Raw genomic sequence first — 15,983 nt, 5'->3', positions numbered from 1 at the left:
GTCGGGGGGAGACGATTTCTTACACGCTGTGTTGAGTTGATTGAGCAGTAAGAAACCGGTCCGCGGAGGTTACTACCAAGGGACTGGAATGCTCACGGTGAGCAGGTTCCGGCGAATCCCTCAGACAAGGACACGATGATGAAGGCGAAGATGAGACAACCTGTCGCGGAGGTGCAGCGGTGGATGGCAATTCCACTGTTCTGCGCATTCCTCGTCGGCTGCGCATCCAATGCAACGAGAAGCCTGGCACCAACGGGCGTCCTCTACCACGGCTTCGCTCTGCTCGATCCCACTGCGGAACGTGTGGTGGACAACGCCTACATCCTTGTTGCCCACGGAAAGATAGCAGCCGTCGGGACGGGGGAGTGGAAGGGCCGGGCCCCGCAGCGCGCCGTGGATATGACGGGACACTACGCCTTGCCTGGGCTGATTGATGGACATGCCCATATCACTTCGGGCCCCCACAGCATTGAAGTGATCGATGGCGCCAACGTCATCACCATCCCGAGTGTCGATGCGATCACCCGGCACAACGCAGCAGTCGCGCTTGCCTTTGGCGTCACCACCGTTCGCAACCCCGGCGGCGATCCTGCGGCGAACGCGCGCTACGACGCGCAGATCCGGAGTGGCGCCTGGCGTGGTCCAGAGGCGCTTCACGCCGGCTCGGTCATCCAGCCTCCCCCCTTTGGCGGTGGCGCGTTCGCCTATCCGCGCTCGGAGGCCGCATGGGACGCGGAGGCCCGACGGCAGGCGGAGATGGGCATGCGCTACTTCAAGCTCTACAGCGGCCTGGATGCCGATGAACTCAACCTGGGCATCCAGGCGGCGCACCGCAACGGTCTAAAGGCCATCGCTCATCTGGATGCCATCAGCTGGACGCAGGCGGCGCGGCTCGGCATCGATGGCCTGGAACATACGCTGCCCACCAGTGCAGCGCTGCTTGAGCCCGAACAGCGCGCCACCTACCTTGCAGAGCGTGGCGCAGACGCGCGCTATCTTTTCCGCTGGTTTGAACTGGCTGACTTCGATGGCCAACTCATACAGGAGATGCTCGCCGAGCTGGCCCAGCGCGGCGTAGTAGTAAGCACGACGCTGGGGGTGAATGAGCTGGCTTACAACAGTGATCGTCTGGACAGCGTGCTTCCGGCCGAAGACCGGATGTACGTCCATCCGGCCAACCTCGAGGCCCTGTTGTCTTTCCTGCCGCGCATGACTGAGCAGGACCACCGGCAGGCGAGGGCAGTGATGCCGAAGGTGCTTGAACTTGCTCGAAGGCTATATGTTGCGGGCGTACCCATTCTGGTGGGCACTGACGGGAATGGCGGAGGCCCGGCATACAGCCGCGAGCTGGAGCTTCACCGGCGTGCGGGCATCAGTCAGTGGGCTGTGCTGCGACTGGCGACGTCGGATGCAGCGGAAGCGCTTGGCATCGGCAGCCGCACAGGGCGTATCGAGCGGGGCATGGAGGCAGATGTCGTGTTCTTCGGGAGTAACCCGCTTGATGACCTTGGGGGACTGCGGAACCTGACACTGATCCTGAGTGATGGAGAGTCTGGAACCCCGAAGGAGATTCTTGGTACCGTGGACCTGGCCCCACCGCGATAAAGGTTGTTGCTCTAAGATCCCGCCGTATCAACGCGGTGACATAACATTCCATCGTCGCGAGAATCAGAATCGGCGGGAAACCTGCCATCGGACCGTCAAGGAGACGCGCCTGCAATGAGAAGGATGTCCATCCCCACTCTCCGTGGCGTAGCGATTGCCGTCGTCTGGTTGATGCCGTGACCGGGCCGGCGTACGGCGTTCTGCTGGATCGTTGGTCCCCACGCTGGCGCAGCGGCCTGTCGACCACGTCCGACCTGCCCGGGCTGCTGGCCGATCAACTCGATATGCCGCCCAGCGCATCCGATCTCGAGGACATCGGGCGCGGTTATGGGATGGACGAGGTACGTGCGCAGGAGCAGGAGCGCTGCTAACCGCAGGTAGAAGAGGTTCTGGATCGCCTGCGACCTACCGCATCTCCACCACCACCTTGCCCTTGGCCCGGCCACTCTCGACATGGGCCAAGGCGCTCTGGGTCTCCTGGAACGGAAAGACCCTGTCGATGACCGGGCGGATCGCACCAGCCTCCACCAGCGAGGTGATCTCACCCAACTGCTGCCCACTGGCCCGCATGAACACGAACGTGTAGGTCACGCCCTTCTGCCTGGCCTTGCTGCGGATGCCATGGCTGAGCAGGCGAATGACCTGCTTGAGCGGCCAGGCCAAGCCGCGCGCAGTGGCAAACGCGGGCGTGGGTGGCCTCGAGATGGAGATCAGATGCCCGCCCGGCCTGAGGATCTGCAGCGAGCGGGTCAGCTCATCCTTGCCAAGGCTGTTGAGCACCACATCGTAGTCACGCAGTTCCGTCGCGAAATCCTGCTGTTTGTAATCGATGACGACGTCTGCGCCGAGATCCTTCACCCACGCGACGTTGGCGGTACTGGTGGTGGTGGCCACCAAGGCGCCCAGATGTTTGGCCAGCTGGATCGCCACCGTCCCGACACCGCCGGAGCCGGCCTGGATGAAGACCTTCTGCCCGGGTTTGAGCTGGGCGGTTTCGACCAGCGCCTGCCATGCGGTCAGTGCGACCAGGGGCAGCGAGGCGGCCTCCACCATGGTGAGGTTGCCGGGTTTGAGCGCCACCGAGGCAGCATTGACCGCAATGAACTCGGCGAACGTGCCGATGCGATCATCGTCGGGACGGGCATACACCTCATCGCCGGGTTTGAAGTGGTGCACCCCGGCGCCGACACTTACCACCGTACCGGCCATATCGTTGCCAAGAATCAGCGGCAGGCGATAAGGCAGGATCAGCTTGAACTCCCCGGTGCGGATCTTGGTGTCCAGTGCATTCACGCTGGCAGCGTGCACGCGGATGAGAACATCGTCATCGCGCAGAGGCGGCTGCGGCGCGTCACCGATGCGGCCGGTCTCCTTTTTGCCATAACGGTCGATGAGGAAGGCTTTCATGGGCGGTGTGTCTCTGGTTGAGGGATGCCGTCGGGTTGCGGGGCGGGGAACGTGGTGGGCGCATCAGTTATCGAGGAACGCCAGCGCGTCCCGTACAAACTCACCGTGATACTGGAAGATCCCGCCATGACCGGCGTCGTCGTAGAGGACCAGCGTCGCATCGGGAATGCGGTGGGCCAGATCCCCACTGTTGGGCGTGGGGACCATGATGTCGCTGTCCCCATTGGCGATCAGTACCGGGATACGGATGTCGCCCAGGTCCTGGGGCGATTGCCTGCCCCACGCGGTGATCGCCTTCAGTTGCCGCAGGAACGCCCCGGGTGAGGCTGGCCTGTCGCGATCATTCGTGCGTTCCTTCAACCGTTGCAGGAACGCGGTGGCCGCCTGTCGGCTGCGGGCGCTGGCGGTGAAGAACAGGTAGTACTTGGGATCGCGCCGCGTCAGCAGGCCCTTGAGGATCAAGGGCCAGGACACGCGGCCCACCCGGTCGATGCCGTGGCCACCCGCCGGCCCGGTGCCGGTCAGCATGAGCCGCCGCACCAGGTCAGGCGCGTCCAGCACCACCTGCTGCGCAACGAAGCCGCCGAGCGAAAAGCCAAGCAGATCGACGCGGCCCAAGCCCATCGTGCGAATCAGCGCGATCGTGTCCTTCGCCATTTCCGCGACGGTTACCGGTGCTTTGCCACCTGATCCTCCAATGCCACGGTAGTCGATGGCGATGACGCGATGCCTGCTGGCCAGGCCATCCACGATGCGCGGGTCGAAGTTGTCCAGCACCGCGCCCCAGTGGTTGAGCATGACCAGCGGGATGCCGTGCTGCGGCCCCAGTTCGCGGTATGCGAACCGGGTGCCATCGACCTCCAGCGAGCGGGTCGGTGCACTCTCGAACGAACGTCTGGAGTCGGGGGGCGTGCTGGGAAGCGTCATGGTCGCGTACCTGTGGGGTCAGGGTTTCACTCAGTGGGGCGATAGCGTTCCGCCGCCTGCGCCTGCCGGATGTCCGAGAGCAGGCCCTGACGCGATGCGTCCAGCGTGTCCCAGCGTTCGGCCACATGCAGCGGTGGAATCGTGACGGTCTCGCGGCGATCAAAGCCGACCAGTGCCGCATCCACCAGCTCGCCGACATCCATCACCTCCGACAGCGTGTTGATGTCGATACCGGCCCGCTCCCAGATCTCGGTGCGTGTCGCCGCAGGCAGCACGGCCTGCACATAGACGCCCTTGGGCGACAGCTCCAGGCTCAGTCCCTGTGACAGGAACAGCACGAAGGCCTTGGTCGCACCGTAGACGGACATGCCGAACTCCGGCGCCAGGCCGACCACCGAGCCAATGTTGACGATCGCGCCTTCGCCGGCGCTGGCCAGCCGTGGTGCAACGGCAGCGGCAAGGCGGGTCAGGGCGAGGGTGTTCAGCGTGATCAGTTGTTCGATGCTGTCGGCCGACTGCTCGGTGAAGCCACCGGATTGGGCGATGCCCGCGTTGTTGACCAGGATGCCGATGCGGGCATCGTCGCGCAGGCGGGTTTCAACGGCGGCCAGGTCGGCGCGCTGGGTGAGGTCGGCCGGAAGTACGTCGATGGCAACGCCGGTGTCGTGGCGCAGGCGCGCGGCCAGTGCGTCCAGCCGCGCCGTGTCGCGCGCGACCAGTACCAGATCGTGGCCGCGGCGCGCGAAACGTTCGGCGTAAACGGTGCCGATGCCGCTGGAGGCGCCGGTGATGAGGACAGCAGGAAGCAGGCTCATGGTGTGTCTCTTGAAATGTAATGGGGCAACGGGGATGCAGCGCGGCGATGGCGACGGAGTTACTGCGCGAGCGTGTCGGTCAGGGCGGGGTAGTCGGTGTAGCCCTCCGCGCCGCCGCCATACAACGTGGCCGGGTTCAGGGCGTTCAAGGGCGCGCCGGTCTTCAGGCGTTCGACCAGATCCGGATTGCTGATGAAGGCACGGCCGAAGGCGAACAGGTCGGCCTTGCCACTGGCCAGATGCGCGTTGGCCAGTTCCAGGTCATAACCGTTGTTGGCCAGGTAGGTGCCGGTGAAACGGCGGCGCAGGCCGTCGAAGTCGAACGGGGCGACATCGCGCGGGCCGCCCGTCGCGCCTTCGACCACATGCAGGTAGACGATGCCCAGCGCGCTGAGCTGATCGACGATGTAGTCGTACTGCGGCTGCGGATCGCTGATGGTCGCGATGGCGTTGGCCGGCGAGACCGGCGAGAGGCGCACGCCGGTGCGATCGGCGCCGATCTCGGCTGCCACGGCCGCAGTGACTTCCAGCAGCAGGCGCGCACGGTTTTCGATCGAGCCGCCGTAGGCGTCGGTGCGCTGGTTGGCGCCGTCCTTGATGAACTGTTCGAGCAGGTAGCCGTTGGCACCGTGGAGTTCCACGCCATCGAACCCGGCGGCGATCGCATTGGCGGCGGCCTGACGGAAGTCGTTGACGATGGCCGGTAGTTCGTCGATCTCCAGTGCACGCGGCTCGGACACATCGACAAAGCCGTTGTGGACGAAGGTCTTGGTCTGCGCCCGGATGGCCGAGGCGGACACGGGCGCGGCGTTGCCGGGCTGCAGATCCACGTGGGAGATGCGGCCCACGTGCCACAGCTGCACGAAGATGCGTCCGCCGCGCGCGTGCACGGCGTCGGTGACCTTGCGCCAGCCATCGATCTGATCCTGCGTGTACAGCCCCGGCGTGTCCTGGTAGCCCTGGGCCTGCGCCGAGATCTGGGTGGCCTCGGTGATGATCAGGCCGGCCGAGGCGCGCTGGGCGTAGTAGGTGGCGGCGAGCGGACCGGGCACCAGACCGGCACCGGCGCGGTTGCGCGTCAGCGGTGCCATCACGATGCGGTTGGCCAGGGTCAGCGGGCCAAGGGGGTAGGGCTGGAAGAGTGTCGAGGTCGTCATGGCGGGTGGGGGGTCGTGGTCGTTGAGGGGTTGGCGCGGGCGGGCCGGCAGTGGCGTCGCCTGGAAGTGCTGCAATGATGATGACCATAATCTTAGATGTCAATGGTTTGATGATGATGGTCATCTATCCGTGGTAAAGTGCGGGTCTATCGCGGAAGAGCGGCAAGAGACAACGAGTCATGAAGGTCACCAAGGCACAGGCGCAGGCCAACCGGGCGCACATCGTCGACACCGCTTCCACGCTTTTCAGGGAGCGGGGCTACGACGGTGTGGGCGTGGCAGACCTCATGGCGGCGGCCGGCTTTACCCATGGCGGCTTCTACAAGCACTTCGGCTCCAAGGCCGACCTGATGGCGGAGGCGGCGAGCTGCGGCCTGGCGAAATCGGCCGATGCCGCGGCCGACATGGACCTGGCGAGCTTCATGAGCCATTACCTTTCCCGGCAGCATCGGGACGCGCCAGGCCAGGGTTGCACCATGTCAGCGCTGTGCACCGACGCGGCGCGTCAGCCGGATCCGGTCAAGGCGGCCTTCGCGGCAGGTATCGAGGCGCAGCTGGCCGTATCCCCCTACCCGGAAGGCCAGTCAGACGGCCTCACGTCCGAACAGGCGCGTGCGCGGCGTATCGCCTTGATGGCCCAGGCTGTCGGCGCGATGGTGTTGTCCAGGTCCTGCCCGGACGACTCGCCGCTGGCGGACGAGATCCTGGATGCGTGCCGGGAAGACGTGCTGGCGCGGCTGGGTGGTGTGCCCAACAGCCGCCGCTAGGGGTTTCCCCGCGAACACCCGATTCGCCGCCGCCACCAGCGGCACCGCCGTGATGCGGTGAGTGGCATCACGGTCATTCGCCGCGTGTTGCTTCAAAGCGGTAGGGATTGCCCTGATCGGAAAAGCGCAGCAAGTAGCGCGCAATGCGTGTCTTGCCATCGGACAACACATAGTCCACTTGCAGGCCGGTCCGAGGGTGTTCCTGCTCAGCACCGAGGTAGGTGTTGCTCGGATAGCTGAAGCCGCCATGGGGCGCCTCCCGTACGGCTGCACACGTGGCAAACAGCGGTGGCAGCGTGTACAGGCGCTCACCATGCAACAACAGCACCACTGTGTAGCGGACGGCTGTGCCACTGCTGGAATAGCGCATATCCAGGCAAACCGACGTGCCGCGCTGCCAGGCCGTTACGGCCGTCAGGTTCTCCGGGTCGATCGCCGTCTCGCTGCGCCAGTGCGATGACGCCAGGCTCACGGCACGGCTCAGGGGCCAGCGCCGCGTCCCCACCATCAACGCTTGGCCATCAAAGGCAACATCGATTCCACCCTTGGGCGGCGTCATGGGTAGATCGCCGGGCGTGGTCCACAACGGTTGGTCGTACCGGCGCAGCGCCTGGTGCATGGAGGTCACCCAGATGCAGTGCCGGGGTGATTCCGTGCAAGGCATGGCCAGCGACGTTCCCGATTCCGGAAACAAGGCACCGCCGAGTGACCGGTAGAAATCGCCATGACTGGTAAAGAAAACAGGTTCGGCCTGCGCCGCCGCCGGCAGGCACACGCTCAGCAGGACAGCCAACGCACGGGGTAGGGGGGACATTGTGCATTCCATGCGTGTATGGGCATCCAGGGTCTTGCGCATTTTTCAGGGGATGGCCGATCTGCCTGCGATGGACATCCGGTGAAAGGTACGAAGTAGTGCAGGCGAACCCGCGGAAGTGAGCGGGCACAGGATGATCAACGAGGCATCGACGATCCGCAAGGCTGGGTGCCGGGGGAGCTTGCGATCGCGGGGACCGGCTAGACGCTGGCTTGTTAGCTGCACCCAGCCACCCTAAGATCCAGCTTCCATGCCCTAGGACGATTGGTGTTGCAACTGCTGATCGCCCTGGATTCACTGGGCATGTTCGAGATGGCGCGACTTTTTTAAGTTACATGGAGCAGCGTTATTACGACCCCCGGCTTGGTGTCTTTCTATCAATAGACGAGGTCACCGCTGAGAGCGATCCGGTGGGCATGTTCAATCGATACCGGTACGCTGCAAATAATCCATATCGATATGCAGATCCGAATGGTCGCTTCTACACCAGCACCGGACAGTGCATGACTGAAGCGGAGTTCGACCGCGCTTGGAGGGGGGGCAAGGCGAGTGCTAAACGCAATTGGAAGTCCCCTTGGGACTGCCTTGGATATCGCAGATGGCGATTTTCAAGGTGCAATTGTCGGCGTGGCGCTATCGAGAGTTCCGGGTGGGAGGCAAGGTGCAGAGGCAGTTCATGCTGGTGGATTCGTGTTCAAAGGCCTTGGAGCAACACCAAAGCCGGGTGAGAGAACATTTAAGGGGATTATTTAGAAAGTAAAAGACGCATTTGGTGGAAATCCTACGGTATCTGGAGGAGGCCAAGACATCGGGCGCTATCGCACGGATGGACATGGATTTGATGGGCCAAGTGTTACTCCAAGAAATTCCCGGAATGTGGATCCGAGTGGTAATGTCAGGTGGGGGAATGGACAGGACAGAGCCCCCGCAAATAGAGGCATGAGAGAGCTAGGTAAGATCAAGGGGCGGGAGGTAGTATGTATCAGATTGGAATCGCGCTTGGTAGCGGGGGCGGCAATCGCGGCGAAGCGTCCGACGTTGATGGAGGGTGGGGGGATGTAATAAAGCCAGGGATCGAAGAGTTTTGGGGTGAGTTGCGCCCTGGCATTGAGCGCCTCTTTGATAAGTTTGGATGGTTCTGGCTGGCGCGAGTTGACATTGTTGCCGGTGATGAGAGCTTTAGTGTCGTAAAGTCTAAGTTGCTGGGTTTACTTCGAGAATTTGTCATGGATGACAAGGTGGATGGTTTTGAGAAATTCGTTTTCTTCTTGTCCGATTGGCCGGAGGATGATGTTGTAAGGTATGGTTCTGGAAGTATTGGTGATTTAAGTGGATACTTATCTCTCTTCTTCGATTGGGATGAGTGCACTTATATTCTTGGCCTGGATATATTCCAGCAAGGCGAAGGTACCCCCTTGCTCGTGAAATTGATCGAATCGCCCGCGGGGTGAAGCCATTTGCCAGCCGAGAGGTCGTCGGCTGTTAGATGGTGCTGGTGATTCGACCAGCCGGCCGGGCTTTCCTGGTTACAACAAAAGGCCCGCTATCAGACAAAGGACTTTGCGTATCAACCAGACAGATGCAGCCGAAATCGCGGTTCGCGGGCTCAGCGCTTACTGTTAGTACCCACCGACTCGTTCGGATGCTGTGCGAGGTAGGTCCTCTTCGCGTAGTCACACGCGCTGCTGCTTGCTAGTGAATTGGTCGTGGGTTCTGACGCGCTGATTGGGTTGATGCGATTCGGGGGCAGACTTCCCGTCGGCTTGGCGAGGGGAGGCTGAATCGCAAGCGCTGAAGTAGGCGGTTGCCAATGGTGTCTGCTGCTGGCCGAAAGCAGACATCGGCACATTGAGCCTCTGGGCCGAATTGAGTGGCGCGCCCCAGCCACGGCCGGGAGCAGTAGTTCTACTGACAACACTGCGGTAGTTATTCAGATTGCGGCTGGGTTCTTCCCGGCGACAATGATCAGAACTCGAATCGGGGATCTGTATGGACTGCTCAGCACTAGTCATCTTTGCCGCGATCTCTGCGCAGGCTCATGCACCTACAAGCGATCAGCCCATCAAGGTGACCCCTGACAACTTCGTTCGGGCCGAGACTGACATGTACATGGCGAAGGCCGTCGAGGAAGGCGCATTCGGGAAGCTCGTGCACGTGCGGAGTGCCCCTGCGATCGAAAAGCAATCAATCGTTCGGATGAATCGTGACACGCTCTACTCTCAAGGCGTGTTCGATCTGGACGCGGGACCGGTCACCATCAAGCTCCCGGATTCGGGGAAGCGCTTCCAGTCACTACAGGTTCTTTCTGAAGATCAGTACACAATCAAAGTCGTTTACGCTCCCGGCACGTTTACTTTCGACCGGGCAAGCGTCGGAACGCGATACATGTACCTGATCGCACGCACCCTCGCCGACCCTGGCAATAGCCAGGACCTCACGGCCGCACATGCGGCGCAGGATGGGATTAAAGTTCAGCAGGAGACAAACGGCTCGTTCCATATCCCTAAATGGGACACGGCCTCCAGAGACGGCGTCCGCAACGCGCTGAAAATCCTTGCGGCTCAGGGTGGTGGTACTGAGAAAGCGTTTGGCAATCGCACCGAGGTTGACCCGGTGCAACATCTCATTGGGGCAGCGGTTGGATGGGGCGGCAACCCGCTTTACGCGGCAAAGTACATCCTGGTGTATCCACCCGCCAATGACGGCACAACTGTGCACACGCTGCAGGTGAACGATGTCCCGGTAGACGGCTTCTGGTCGATCAGCGTGCACAACGCTGATGGGCTCTTCGAGAAGAACGATCTTGACGCCTATTCCCTCAACAACCTAACCGCCACGCCGGAAAAGGATGGGACCTACAAGATCCAGTTCGGCGGCTGCACCCGGGACACGCCTAATTGCCTGCCGATCGTCAAGGGTTGGAATTACACTGTTCGGCTGTACAGAGCCCGACCCGCCGCAATCGACGGCACATGGTCCTTCCCCGAAGCAAGGCCGGTGAAGTAGCTCGCATTGTGAATGGTCAGGGCGCGTCCTCTCCTGGCCGAAAGCTGACATGAGGACTACCTTAGCAACCCGCCAGTGCTACTGTTGGCTATCGACCCAGAGCATGCCGGGTGTCAATTGGATAATCTGTCCCGTGCGTTCAAATATTAAGTGGCTAGGTGCTAATGTCCGTCTTCGAGTTCAGGGCAAGGTGGAAGGAAGAATTGGTCTGCACCGGGCCGGGCGGCACGTTCGTGCTTGAGTTGCCAATGGGAATTCTTACTGCCTACCTCCCAACTGAAGATGCGTTCAAGAGAGCGGCGCCCTCATGGGCCGAGCACCTTTGGCTGGAGCTTAGAAGTGAGCTTGCACAGTGGTGCGTAACCAACAAGGCGCAACTGATCATAGACCCGACAGCAGGAGTCTACTAATTGATCGCAGCAGTCAAGCGCCAAGGTGGTTGTTGATAGTCGGACGACGTCTTGGATGTCTGCTTCTGGCCTTAACCGGACATGGAAGAACGGAACCGGGCATGTGGCGGTGTGATCGGTGTGCAGTGCATGGTGAGCGTGAACCCATACTCGAATGGTCACTGTTTGCCCGCATCGGCACACGGCGCTACCCTTGCCCGATGTCTATTTCACCCTCCGCAGCACTGGACGCCGGGCGCGGCCCCGCTGAGCACGACGTGCGCACGCAGATCATCGAGGCTGCCACCGCGCATTTCAGCCATTACGGCTACGACAAGACCACGGTCTCGGACCTGGCCAAGGCCATTGGCTTCTCCAAGGCCTACATCTACAAGTTTTTCGCCTCCAAGCAGGCGATCGGGGAGGTGATCTGCGCCAATTGCCTCGCCCAGATCGAGAGCGATGTGCATGCGGCCTTGCAGGGAGTGGACGCTGCGCCGGACCGGCTGCGGGTGCTCTTCACCGCCATCGTGGAGGCCAGTCTTCGCTTGTTTCTCCAGGATCGCCGCCTCTATGAAATCGCTGTGGCGGCCGCGACGGATCGATGGCCGTCGACCCAGGCCTACCAAGGCCGCATCCGGCAGCTTGTCGAGGTCATTTTGAAAGATGGCCGCGCCTCCGGGGCGTTTGAGAACCAGACACCGCTCGATCAGACCAGTCGCGCGGTGTACCAGATCCTGGTTCCGTATCTGAATCCGGTGACGCTTCCACACCTGTCGGTCATGCACGAAGAATCGCCCACCGCCCTGCAGGAGCTGGTTCTCAGGAGCCTTTCACCCCAACGGGTGTGACTATTGACGAAAACGGTCACTAGGAACAGAATGCGTCCGGATATCCCACTCCGGAAGGCCGTATGCGTCGCCGTTTTGTAGTCCTAGCCATCTCCTGCGTTGCTCCGTTGTTCCTTGTGGCCTGCGGCACGTCGGACGACATCGACCCCCGCACCGCGCCCCCCATCGTCCGGCTTGCCCAGGTCCAAGCGGGCGCGGGAAATGCACGCACGTTTACGGGCACGATCGCCGCGCGGGTGCAGAGCGATCTCGCTTTCCGAGTGGGTGGCAAGATCACTGAACGCCTCGTCGAGACCGGGCAGACGGTCAAGCGTGGCGATGTGCTTTACCGGATTGATCCGATCGATCTGAATCTGGCAGCGGCATCCCAGCAGCAAGCGGTGATTGCGGCTCGTGCGCAAAGCGTTCAGGCCATTGCCGACGAAGCGCGGTATCGAGATCTGGCCGCAAAGGGTGTCGTGTCCCGATCGGCCTACGATCAGATCAAAGCGGGGGCAGACGCAGCAACGGCGCAGCTCAAAGCAGCCGAAGCGCAAGCCCGGGTAGCGCGTAATGCCAGTCAATACACCGCGCTCGTTGCAGATGCCGATGGGGTGGTCATGGCCATCTCCGCTGAGCCCGGTCAGGTTGTGGCGGCGGGGCAGATCGTCGCCCGGCTTGCCCGTGCTGGGAGCAGGGAAGCGGTTGTTCAGCTCCCAGAGACGCTTCGTCCCCAGATCGGCTCTGTGGCCTCAGCATCCTCGTTCGGGGGCAGCGGCAAGATCCCGGCACGGTTGCGCGTGCTCTCTCAATCGGCAGACCCTGCCACCCGAACTTTCGAAGCCCGTTACACGCTGGAAGAGGGCAACACCCCATTGCCGCTGGGTTCAACGGTGGCCGTAGAGCTTGCAGGCGCCGCAGCTGTCGGCGTCTCGGCCGGAGTTGAGGTTCCGCTGGGCGCACTGTTCGATCCTGGCACCGGAACCGGCGTATGGGTGATCAACGGTGAGCCGCTCAAAGCCCGTTGGACGCCGGTCGCCGTCAAGCAGCTGGGCGATGATCACGCCTTGGTCGAAGGCGCATTGAAGGCCTCTGATCGCGTGGCGGCGCTTGGCGCACATATGCTCCGCGAAGGGCAGGTGGTTCGCCTGGCTGACAGCGCCAAGAGTGCCGCTGCAAACGGTGCCCATCAGTGAGTGGGTTCAATCTGTCGGCGCTTGCGGTGCGCGAGCGCGCCATCACTGTTTTCCTGATCTTTCTGATCTCCGTGGCCGGCATCGTGTCCTTCTTCCAGCTCGGCCGCGCTGAGGACCCTGCGTTCACGGTCAAGGTCATGACCATCGTGACGGCCTGGCCGGGTGCCACGCCCACGGAAATGCAGGACCAGGTCGCCGAGAAGCTGGAAAAGCGATTGCAGGAGCTTCGCTGGTATGACCGCAGCGAAACCTACACGCGGCCTGGGCTGTCCTTCACCACGCTGACGTTGCAGGACGGCACGCCGCCTTCGGAGGTGCAGGAGGAGTTCTACCAGGCGCGCAAGAAGATGGATGACGAAGCGGCGAAGCTGCCCGCAGGCGTGATCGGCCCGATGGTCAACGACGAATATGCGGACGTCACCTTCGCTCTGTTCGCACTGAAAGCGAAGGGTGAGCCGTTCCGCCTGCTTGCGCGTGATGCCGAGACGCTGCGTCAGCGATTGCTGCACGTTCCTGGCGTGAAAAAGGTCAACATCATCGGTGAGCAATCCGAGCGGATCTATGTGGAGCTGTCCCACGAGCGGTTGGCGAACCTCGGTATCACGCCACAGGAGGTCTTCGGAGCGCTGAACGGACAGAATGCCCTGACCCCCGCAGGCTCGGTCGAGGCCAAGGGTCCACAGATCTTCATTCGCCTCGATGGCGCACTGGATCAGCTGGACAAGATTCGCGATACGCCCATCGTTGCACAGGGAAAGACCCTCAAATTGCAGGACATTGCCACCGTCAAGCGGGGGTATGAGGATCCATCGACCTTCATGATCCGTAACGGCGGCGAGCCGGCCATGCTGCTGGGTATCGTCATGCGTGACGGCTGGAATGGCCTGGATCTTGGTGAATCCCTCGACGCGGAGGTCAAGAAGATCAATGACGGGCTTCCTGTGGGCATGGCACTGGACAAGGTCACCGATCAGGCCGTGAACATCAGCGCGTCGGTCGACGAGTTCATGATGAAGTTCTTCGCCGCGCTGCTGGTGGTGATGCTGGTGTGCTTTGTCAGCATGGGGTGGCGAGTGGGGGTCGTAGTGGCGGCGGCCGTGCCGCTGACGCTGGCTGCGGTGTTCATGGTCATGGCCGCAACCGGCAAGAACTTTGACCGCATCACGCTCGGCTCGCTGATCCTGGCACTGGGTCTGCTGGTCGACGATGCGATCATTGCCATCGAAATGATGGTCGTGAAGATGGAAGAAGGTTACAGCCGGGTCAAGGCATCGGCCTACGCGTGGAGCCATACGGCAGCGCCGATGTTGGCTGGCACCTTGGTGACTGCGGTGGGCTTCATGCCCAATGGCTTTGCACGGTCCACCGCTGGCGAATACACCAGCAACATGTTCTGGATCGTGGGCATTGCGCTGATCGTGTCGTGGGTAGTGGCGGTGTTCTTTACGCCGTACCTGGGCGTGAAGCTTCTGCCTGAACTCAAGACCGTGGAAGGGGGGCACAGCAGTCTTTACGACACGCCGCGCTACAACCGCTTCCGGTCGATCCTGGCGCGCGTGATTGCACGCAAGTGGCTTGCGGCGGGTTCGGTGATCGGCCTGTTCGTGCTTGCTGTGGTGGGCATGGGGCTGGTGAAAAAGCAGTTCTTCCCCATTTCCGATCGCCCGGAGGTGTTGGTCGAAGTGCAGATGCCCTACGGCACGGCGATCGAACAGACCAACCTGGCCACCAGGAAGGTGGAGCAGTGGCTCGCTGGGCAGGAAGAAGCGAAGATCGTCACGGCCTACATCGGTCAGGGCGCGCCCCGGTTCTACCTGGCCATTTCCCCGGAACTGCCGGACCCGGCGTTTGCCAAGATCGTGGTTCGCACCGACAGCCAGGAACAGCGCGATGCACTGAAAGCCAAGCTCCGTCAGGCCGTGGCCGAGGGCTTGGCGCCTGAGGCGCGGGTGCGCGTGACCCAGCTGGTGTTTGGGCCTTACTCGCCCTATCCGGTGGCTTACCGTGTCAGTGGTCCGGATCCGGACGTCGTTCGGGGCATTGCGGCCAAGGTCGAGCAGACCCTGCACGCCAGCCCGATGATGCGCACTGTGAATACCGATTGGGGCGTGCGCACGCCGACGCTGCACTTCACGCTGGATCAGGACCGTCTGCAGGCGATGGGGATGACGTCGGCATCCGTCTCACAGCAATTGCAGTTCTTCCTGAGCGGGGTGCCGGTCACTGCCGTGCGTGAGGACATCCGCACCGTCGAGGTTGTTGCTCGGTCAGGCGGGGACATGCGCCTGGATCCTGCCCGGATTGCGGACTTCACCCTGGTCGGGGCTGCTGGCCAGCGCGTGCCGCTGTCCCAGATCGGCTCGGTCGAGGTTCGGATGGAAGAGCCGGTGCTGCGCCGCCGTGATCGGGTGCCCACGATCACCGTGCGCGGTGACATTGACGATGCGTTGCAGCCACCGGACGCATCGGCAGCGATCAGCAAGCAGCTTGAACCCCTCATTGCCTCGCTGCCCGAGGGCTACGCCATTGCCCAGGCCGGGTCCATCGAGGAATCAGGCAAGGCAATGAGCGCCATGCTGCCGCTGTTCCCGATCATGCTGGCGGTAACGCTGCTGATCATCATCCTGCAGGTGCGGTCCATCTCGGCAATGATCATGGTCTTCATGACCAGTCCGTTGGGGCTGATCGGCGTGGTGCCAACCCTGCTGTTGTTCCAGCAGCCGTTCGGCATCAACGCGCTGGTGGGGTTGATTGCCTTGTCAGGCATCTTGATGCGCAACACGCTCATCCTCATCGGGCAGATCCACGAGAACGAAGAGGCAGGAATGGAGACCTTCCACGCCATCATCGAGGCGACGGTTCACCGAGCGCGCCCGGTGATCCTGACCTCATCGGCTGCGGTGCTTGCCTTCATTCCGCTGACCCATTCGGTGTTCTGGGGAACGCTTGCCTACACGTTGATCGGCGGCACCATCGCCGGCACGGTGATGACGCTGGTCTTCCTTCCGGCGATGTATGCCATCTGGTTCAAGGTCCGAGCGGAGAAGACCCCCGTTGCCTGACATTGGCC

Annotated in this window: 14 protein-coding genes; 9 read left to right on the top strand and 5 right to left on the bottom strand. The window is 62.2% G+C overall.

Annotation, left to right across the window (positions count from 1 at the left end; all coding sequences use genetic code 11):
* Positions 1-138 precede the first annotated feature (138 nt).
* Together K4043_RS03070 and K4043_RS03065 are read left to right on the top strand one after the other, a co-directional pair.
* The gene (locus K4043_RS03070) at positions 139-1,605 is read left to right on the top strand and encodes an amidohydrolase family protein (RefSeq protein ID WP_265308164.1); all 1,467 of its coding nucleotides are present in this window, start codon (positions 139-141) and stop codon (positions 1,603-1,605) included.
* A gap of 176 nt (positions 1,606-1,781) precedes the next feature.
* The gene (locus tag K4043_RS03065) at positions 1,782-1,976 is read left to right on the top strand and encodes a hypothetical protein (protein WP_265308163.1); all 195 of its coding nucleotides are present in this window, start codon (positions 1,782-1,784) and stop codon (positions 1,974-1,976) included.
* Positions 1,977-2,010: 34 nt separating this feature from the next.
* Here K4043_RS03065 and K4043_RS03060 read toward each other — a convergent pair whose 3' ends face one another.
* From K4043_RS03060 to K4043_RS03045, 4 genes are all read right to left on the bottom strand, one after another.
* Positions 2,011-3,012 carry an NADP-dependent oxidoreductase gene (locus tag K4043_RS03060; protein ID WP_265308162.1) on the bottom strand — a complete coding sequence of 334 codons (1,002 nt, stop codon included), beginning with the start codon at positions 3,010-3,012 and terminating at the stop codon, positions 2,011-2,013.
* Between the two features lie 63 nt (positions 3,013-3,075).
* Positions 3,076-3,939 carry an alpha/beta hydrolase gene (locus K4043_RS03055; protein ID WP_265308161.1) on the bottom strand — a complete coding sequence of 288 codons (864 nt, stop codon included), beginning with the start codon at positions 3,937-3,939 and terminating at the stop codon, positions 3,076-3,078.
* 26 nt (positions 3,940-3,965) lie between these two features.
* On the bottom strand, positions 3,966-4,754 hold the full coding sequence (locus K4043_RS03050; protein ID WP_265308160.1) for an SDR family oxidoreductase: 789 nt from the start codon (positions 4,752-4,754) through the stop codon (positions 3,966-3,968).
* A gap of 59 nt (positions 4,755-4,813) precedes the next feature.
* Positions 4,814-5,911 (bottom strand): alkene reductase, encoded by a 1,098-nt coding sequence (locus K4043_RS03045; RefSeq protein WP_265308159.1) that lies wholly within the window; start codon positions 5,909-5,911, stop codon positions 4,814-4,816.
* A 179-nt stretch (positions 5,912-6,090) separates the two neighbouring features.
* On the opposite strand from K4043_RS03045, the gene K4043_RS03040 reads away from it, so the two are divergent.
* The gene (locus K4043_RS03040; RefSeq protein WP_265308158.1) at positions 6,091-6,678 is read left to right on the top strand and encodes a TetR family transcriptional regulator; all 588 of its coding nucleotides are present in this window, start codon (positions 6,091-6,093) and stop codon (positions 6,676-6,678) included.
* 73 nt (positions 6,679-6,751) lie between these two features.
* On the opposite strand, the gene K4043_RS03035 is transcribed toward K4043_RS03040, so the two are convergent.
* Positions 6,752-7,534: a hypothetical protein gene (locus K4043_RS03035; RefSeq protein ID WP_265308157.1), complete on the bottom strand. Its 783-nt coding sequence runs from the start codon at positions 7,532-7,534 to the stop codon at positions 6,752-6,754.
* A gap of 170 nt (positions 7,535-7,704) precedes the next feature.
* Between K4043_RS03035 and K4043_RS03030 the strand changes: the two genes are divergently transcribed.
* The 6 genes from K4043_RS03030 to K4043_RS03005 all read left to right on the top strand — a co-directional run bounded on the left by K4043_RS03030 (position 7,705) and on the right by K4043_RS03005 (position 15,975).
* On the top strand, positions 7,705-8,220 hold the full coding sequence (locus tag K4043_RS03030) for an RHS repeat-associated core domain-containing protein (RefSeq protein ID WP_265308156.1): 516 nt from the start codon (positions 7,705-7,707) through the stop codon (positions 8,218-8,220).
* A gap of 249 nt (positions 8,221-8,469) precedes the next feature.
* Complete coding sequence (locus K4043_RS03025; protein WP_265308155.1) at positions 8,470-8,943, top strand: hypothetical protein; 474 nt, start codon at positions 8,470-8,472, stop codon at positions 8,941-8,943.
* Positions 8,944-9,601: 658 nt separating this feature from the next.
* Positions 9,602-10,498 carry a DUF1254 domain-containing protein gene (locus K4043_RS03020; protein WP_265308154.1) on the top strand — a complete coding sequence of 299 codons (897 nt, stop codon included), beginning with the start codon at positions 9,602-9,604 and terminating at the stop codon, positions 10,496-10,498.
* Positions 10,499-11,108: 610 nt separating this feature from the next.
* Positions 11,109-11,738, top strand: coding sequence for a TetR/AcrR family transcriptional regulator (locus K4043_RS03015; RefSeq protein WP_265308153.1), 630 nt, complete (start codon positions 11,109-11,111; stop codon positions 11,736-11,738).
* A gap of 62 nt (positions 11,739-11,800) precedes the next feature.
* Positions 11,801-12,913 (top strand): efflux RND transporter periplasmic adaptor subunit, encoded by a 1,113-nt coding sequence (locus K4043_RS03010; protein WP_265308152.1) that lies wholly within the window; start codon positions 11,801-11,803, stop codon positions 12,911-12,913.
* Positions 12,910-15,975, top strand: coding sequence for an efflux RND transporter permease subunit (locus tag K4043_RS03005; RefSeq protein ID WP_265308151.1), 3,066 nt, complete (start codon positions 12,910-12,912; stop codon positions 15,973-15,975). Before K4043_RS03010 ends, K4043_RS03005 begins: the two co-directional genes overlap by 4 nt.
* Positions 15,976-15,983: the final 8 nt, after the last annotated feature.

Source organism: Stenotrophomonas sp. SRS1, from assembly GCF_026130205.1.
Taxonomy (GTDB): domain Bacteria; phylum Pseudomonadota; class Gammaproteobacteria; order Xanthomonadales; family Xanthomonadaceae; genus Stenotrophomonas; species Stenotrophomonas rhizophila_B.
The sequence above is the reverse complement of the archived record's forward strand: the minus strand, read 5'-3'. Positions and strand labels throughout refer to the sequence as shown.

Bases quoted from the DNA above. Each gene is read 5' to 3' on its own strand.
- K4043_RS03070 (WP_265308164.1), top strand. From the start codon at position 139: ATGAAGGCGAAGATGAGACAACCTGTCGCGGAGGTGCAGCGGTGGATG.
- K4043_RS03060 (WP_265308162.1), bottom strand. From the start codon at position 3,012: ATGAAAGCCTTCCTCATCGACCGTTATGGCAAAAAGGAGACCGGCCGC.
- K4043_RS03055 (WP_265308161.1), bottom strand. From the start codon at position 3,939: ATGACGCTTCCCAGCACGCCCCCCGACTCCAGACGTTCGTTCGAGAGT.
- K4043_RS03050 (WP_265308160.1), bottom strand. From the start codon at position 4,754: ATGAGCCTGCTTCCTGCTGTCCTCATCACCGGCGCCTCCAGCGGCATC.
- K4043_RS03045 (WP_265308159.1), bottom strand. From the start codon at position 5,911: ATGACGACCTCGACACTCTTCCAGCCCTACCCCCTTGGCCCGCTGACC.
- K4043_RS03040 (WP_265308158.1), top strand. From the start codon at position 6,091: ATGAAGGTCACCAAGGCACAGGCGCAGGCCAACCGGGCGCACATCGTC.
- K4043_RS03035 (WP_265308157.1), bottom strand. From the start codon at position 7,534: ATGCGCAAGACCCTGGATGCCCATACACGCATGGAATGCACAATGTCC.
- K4043_RS03025 (WP_265308155.1), top strand. From the start codon at position 8,470: ATGTATCAGATTGGAATCGCGCTTGGTAGCGGGGGCGGCAATCGCGGC.
- K4043_RS03020 (WP_265308154.1), top strand. From the start codon at position 9,602: ATGGCGAAGGCCGTCGAGGAAGGCGCATTCGGGAAGCTCGTGCACGTG.
- K4043_RS03015 (WP_265308153.1), top strand. From the start codon at position 11,109: ATGTCTATTTCACCCTCCGCAGCACTGGACGCCGGGCGCGGCCCCGCT.
- K4043_RS03010 (WP_265308152.1), top strand. From the start codon at position 11,801: ATGCGTCGCCGTTTTGTAGTCCTAGCCATCTCCTGCGTTGCTCCGTTG.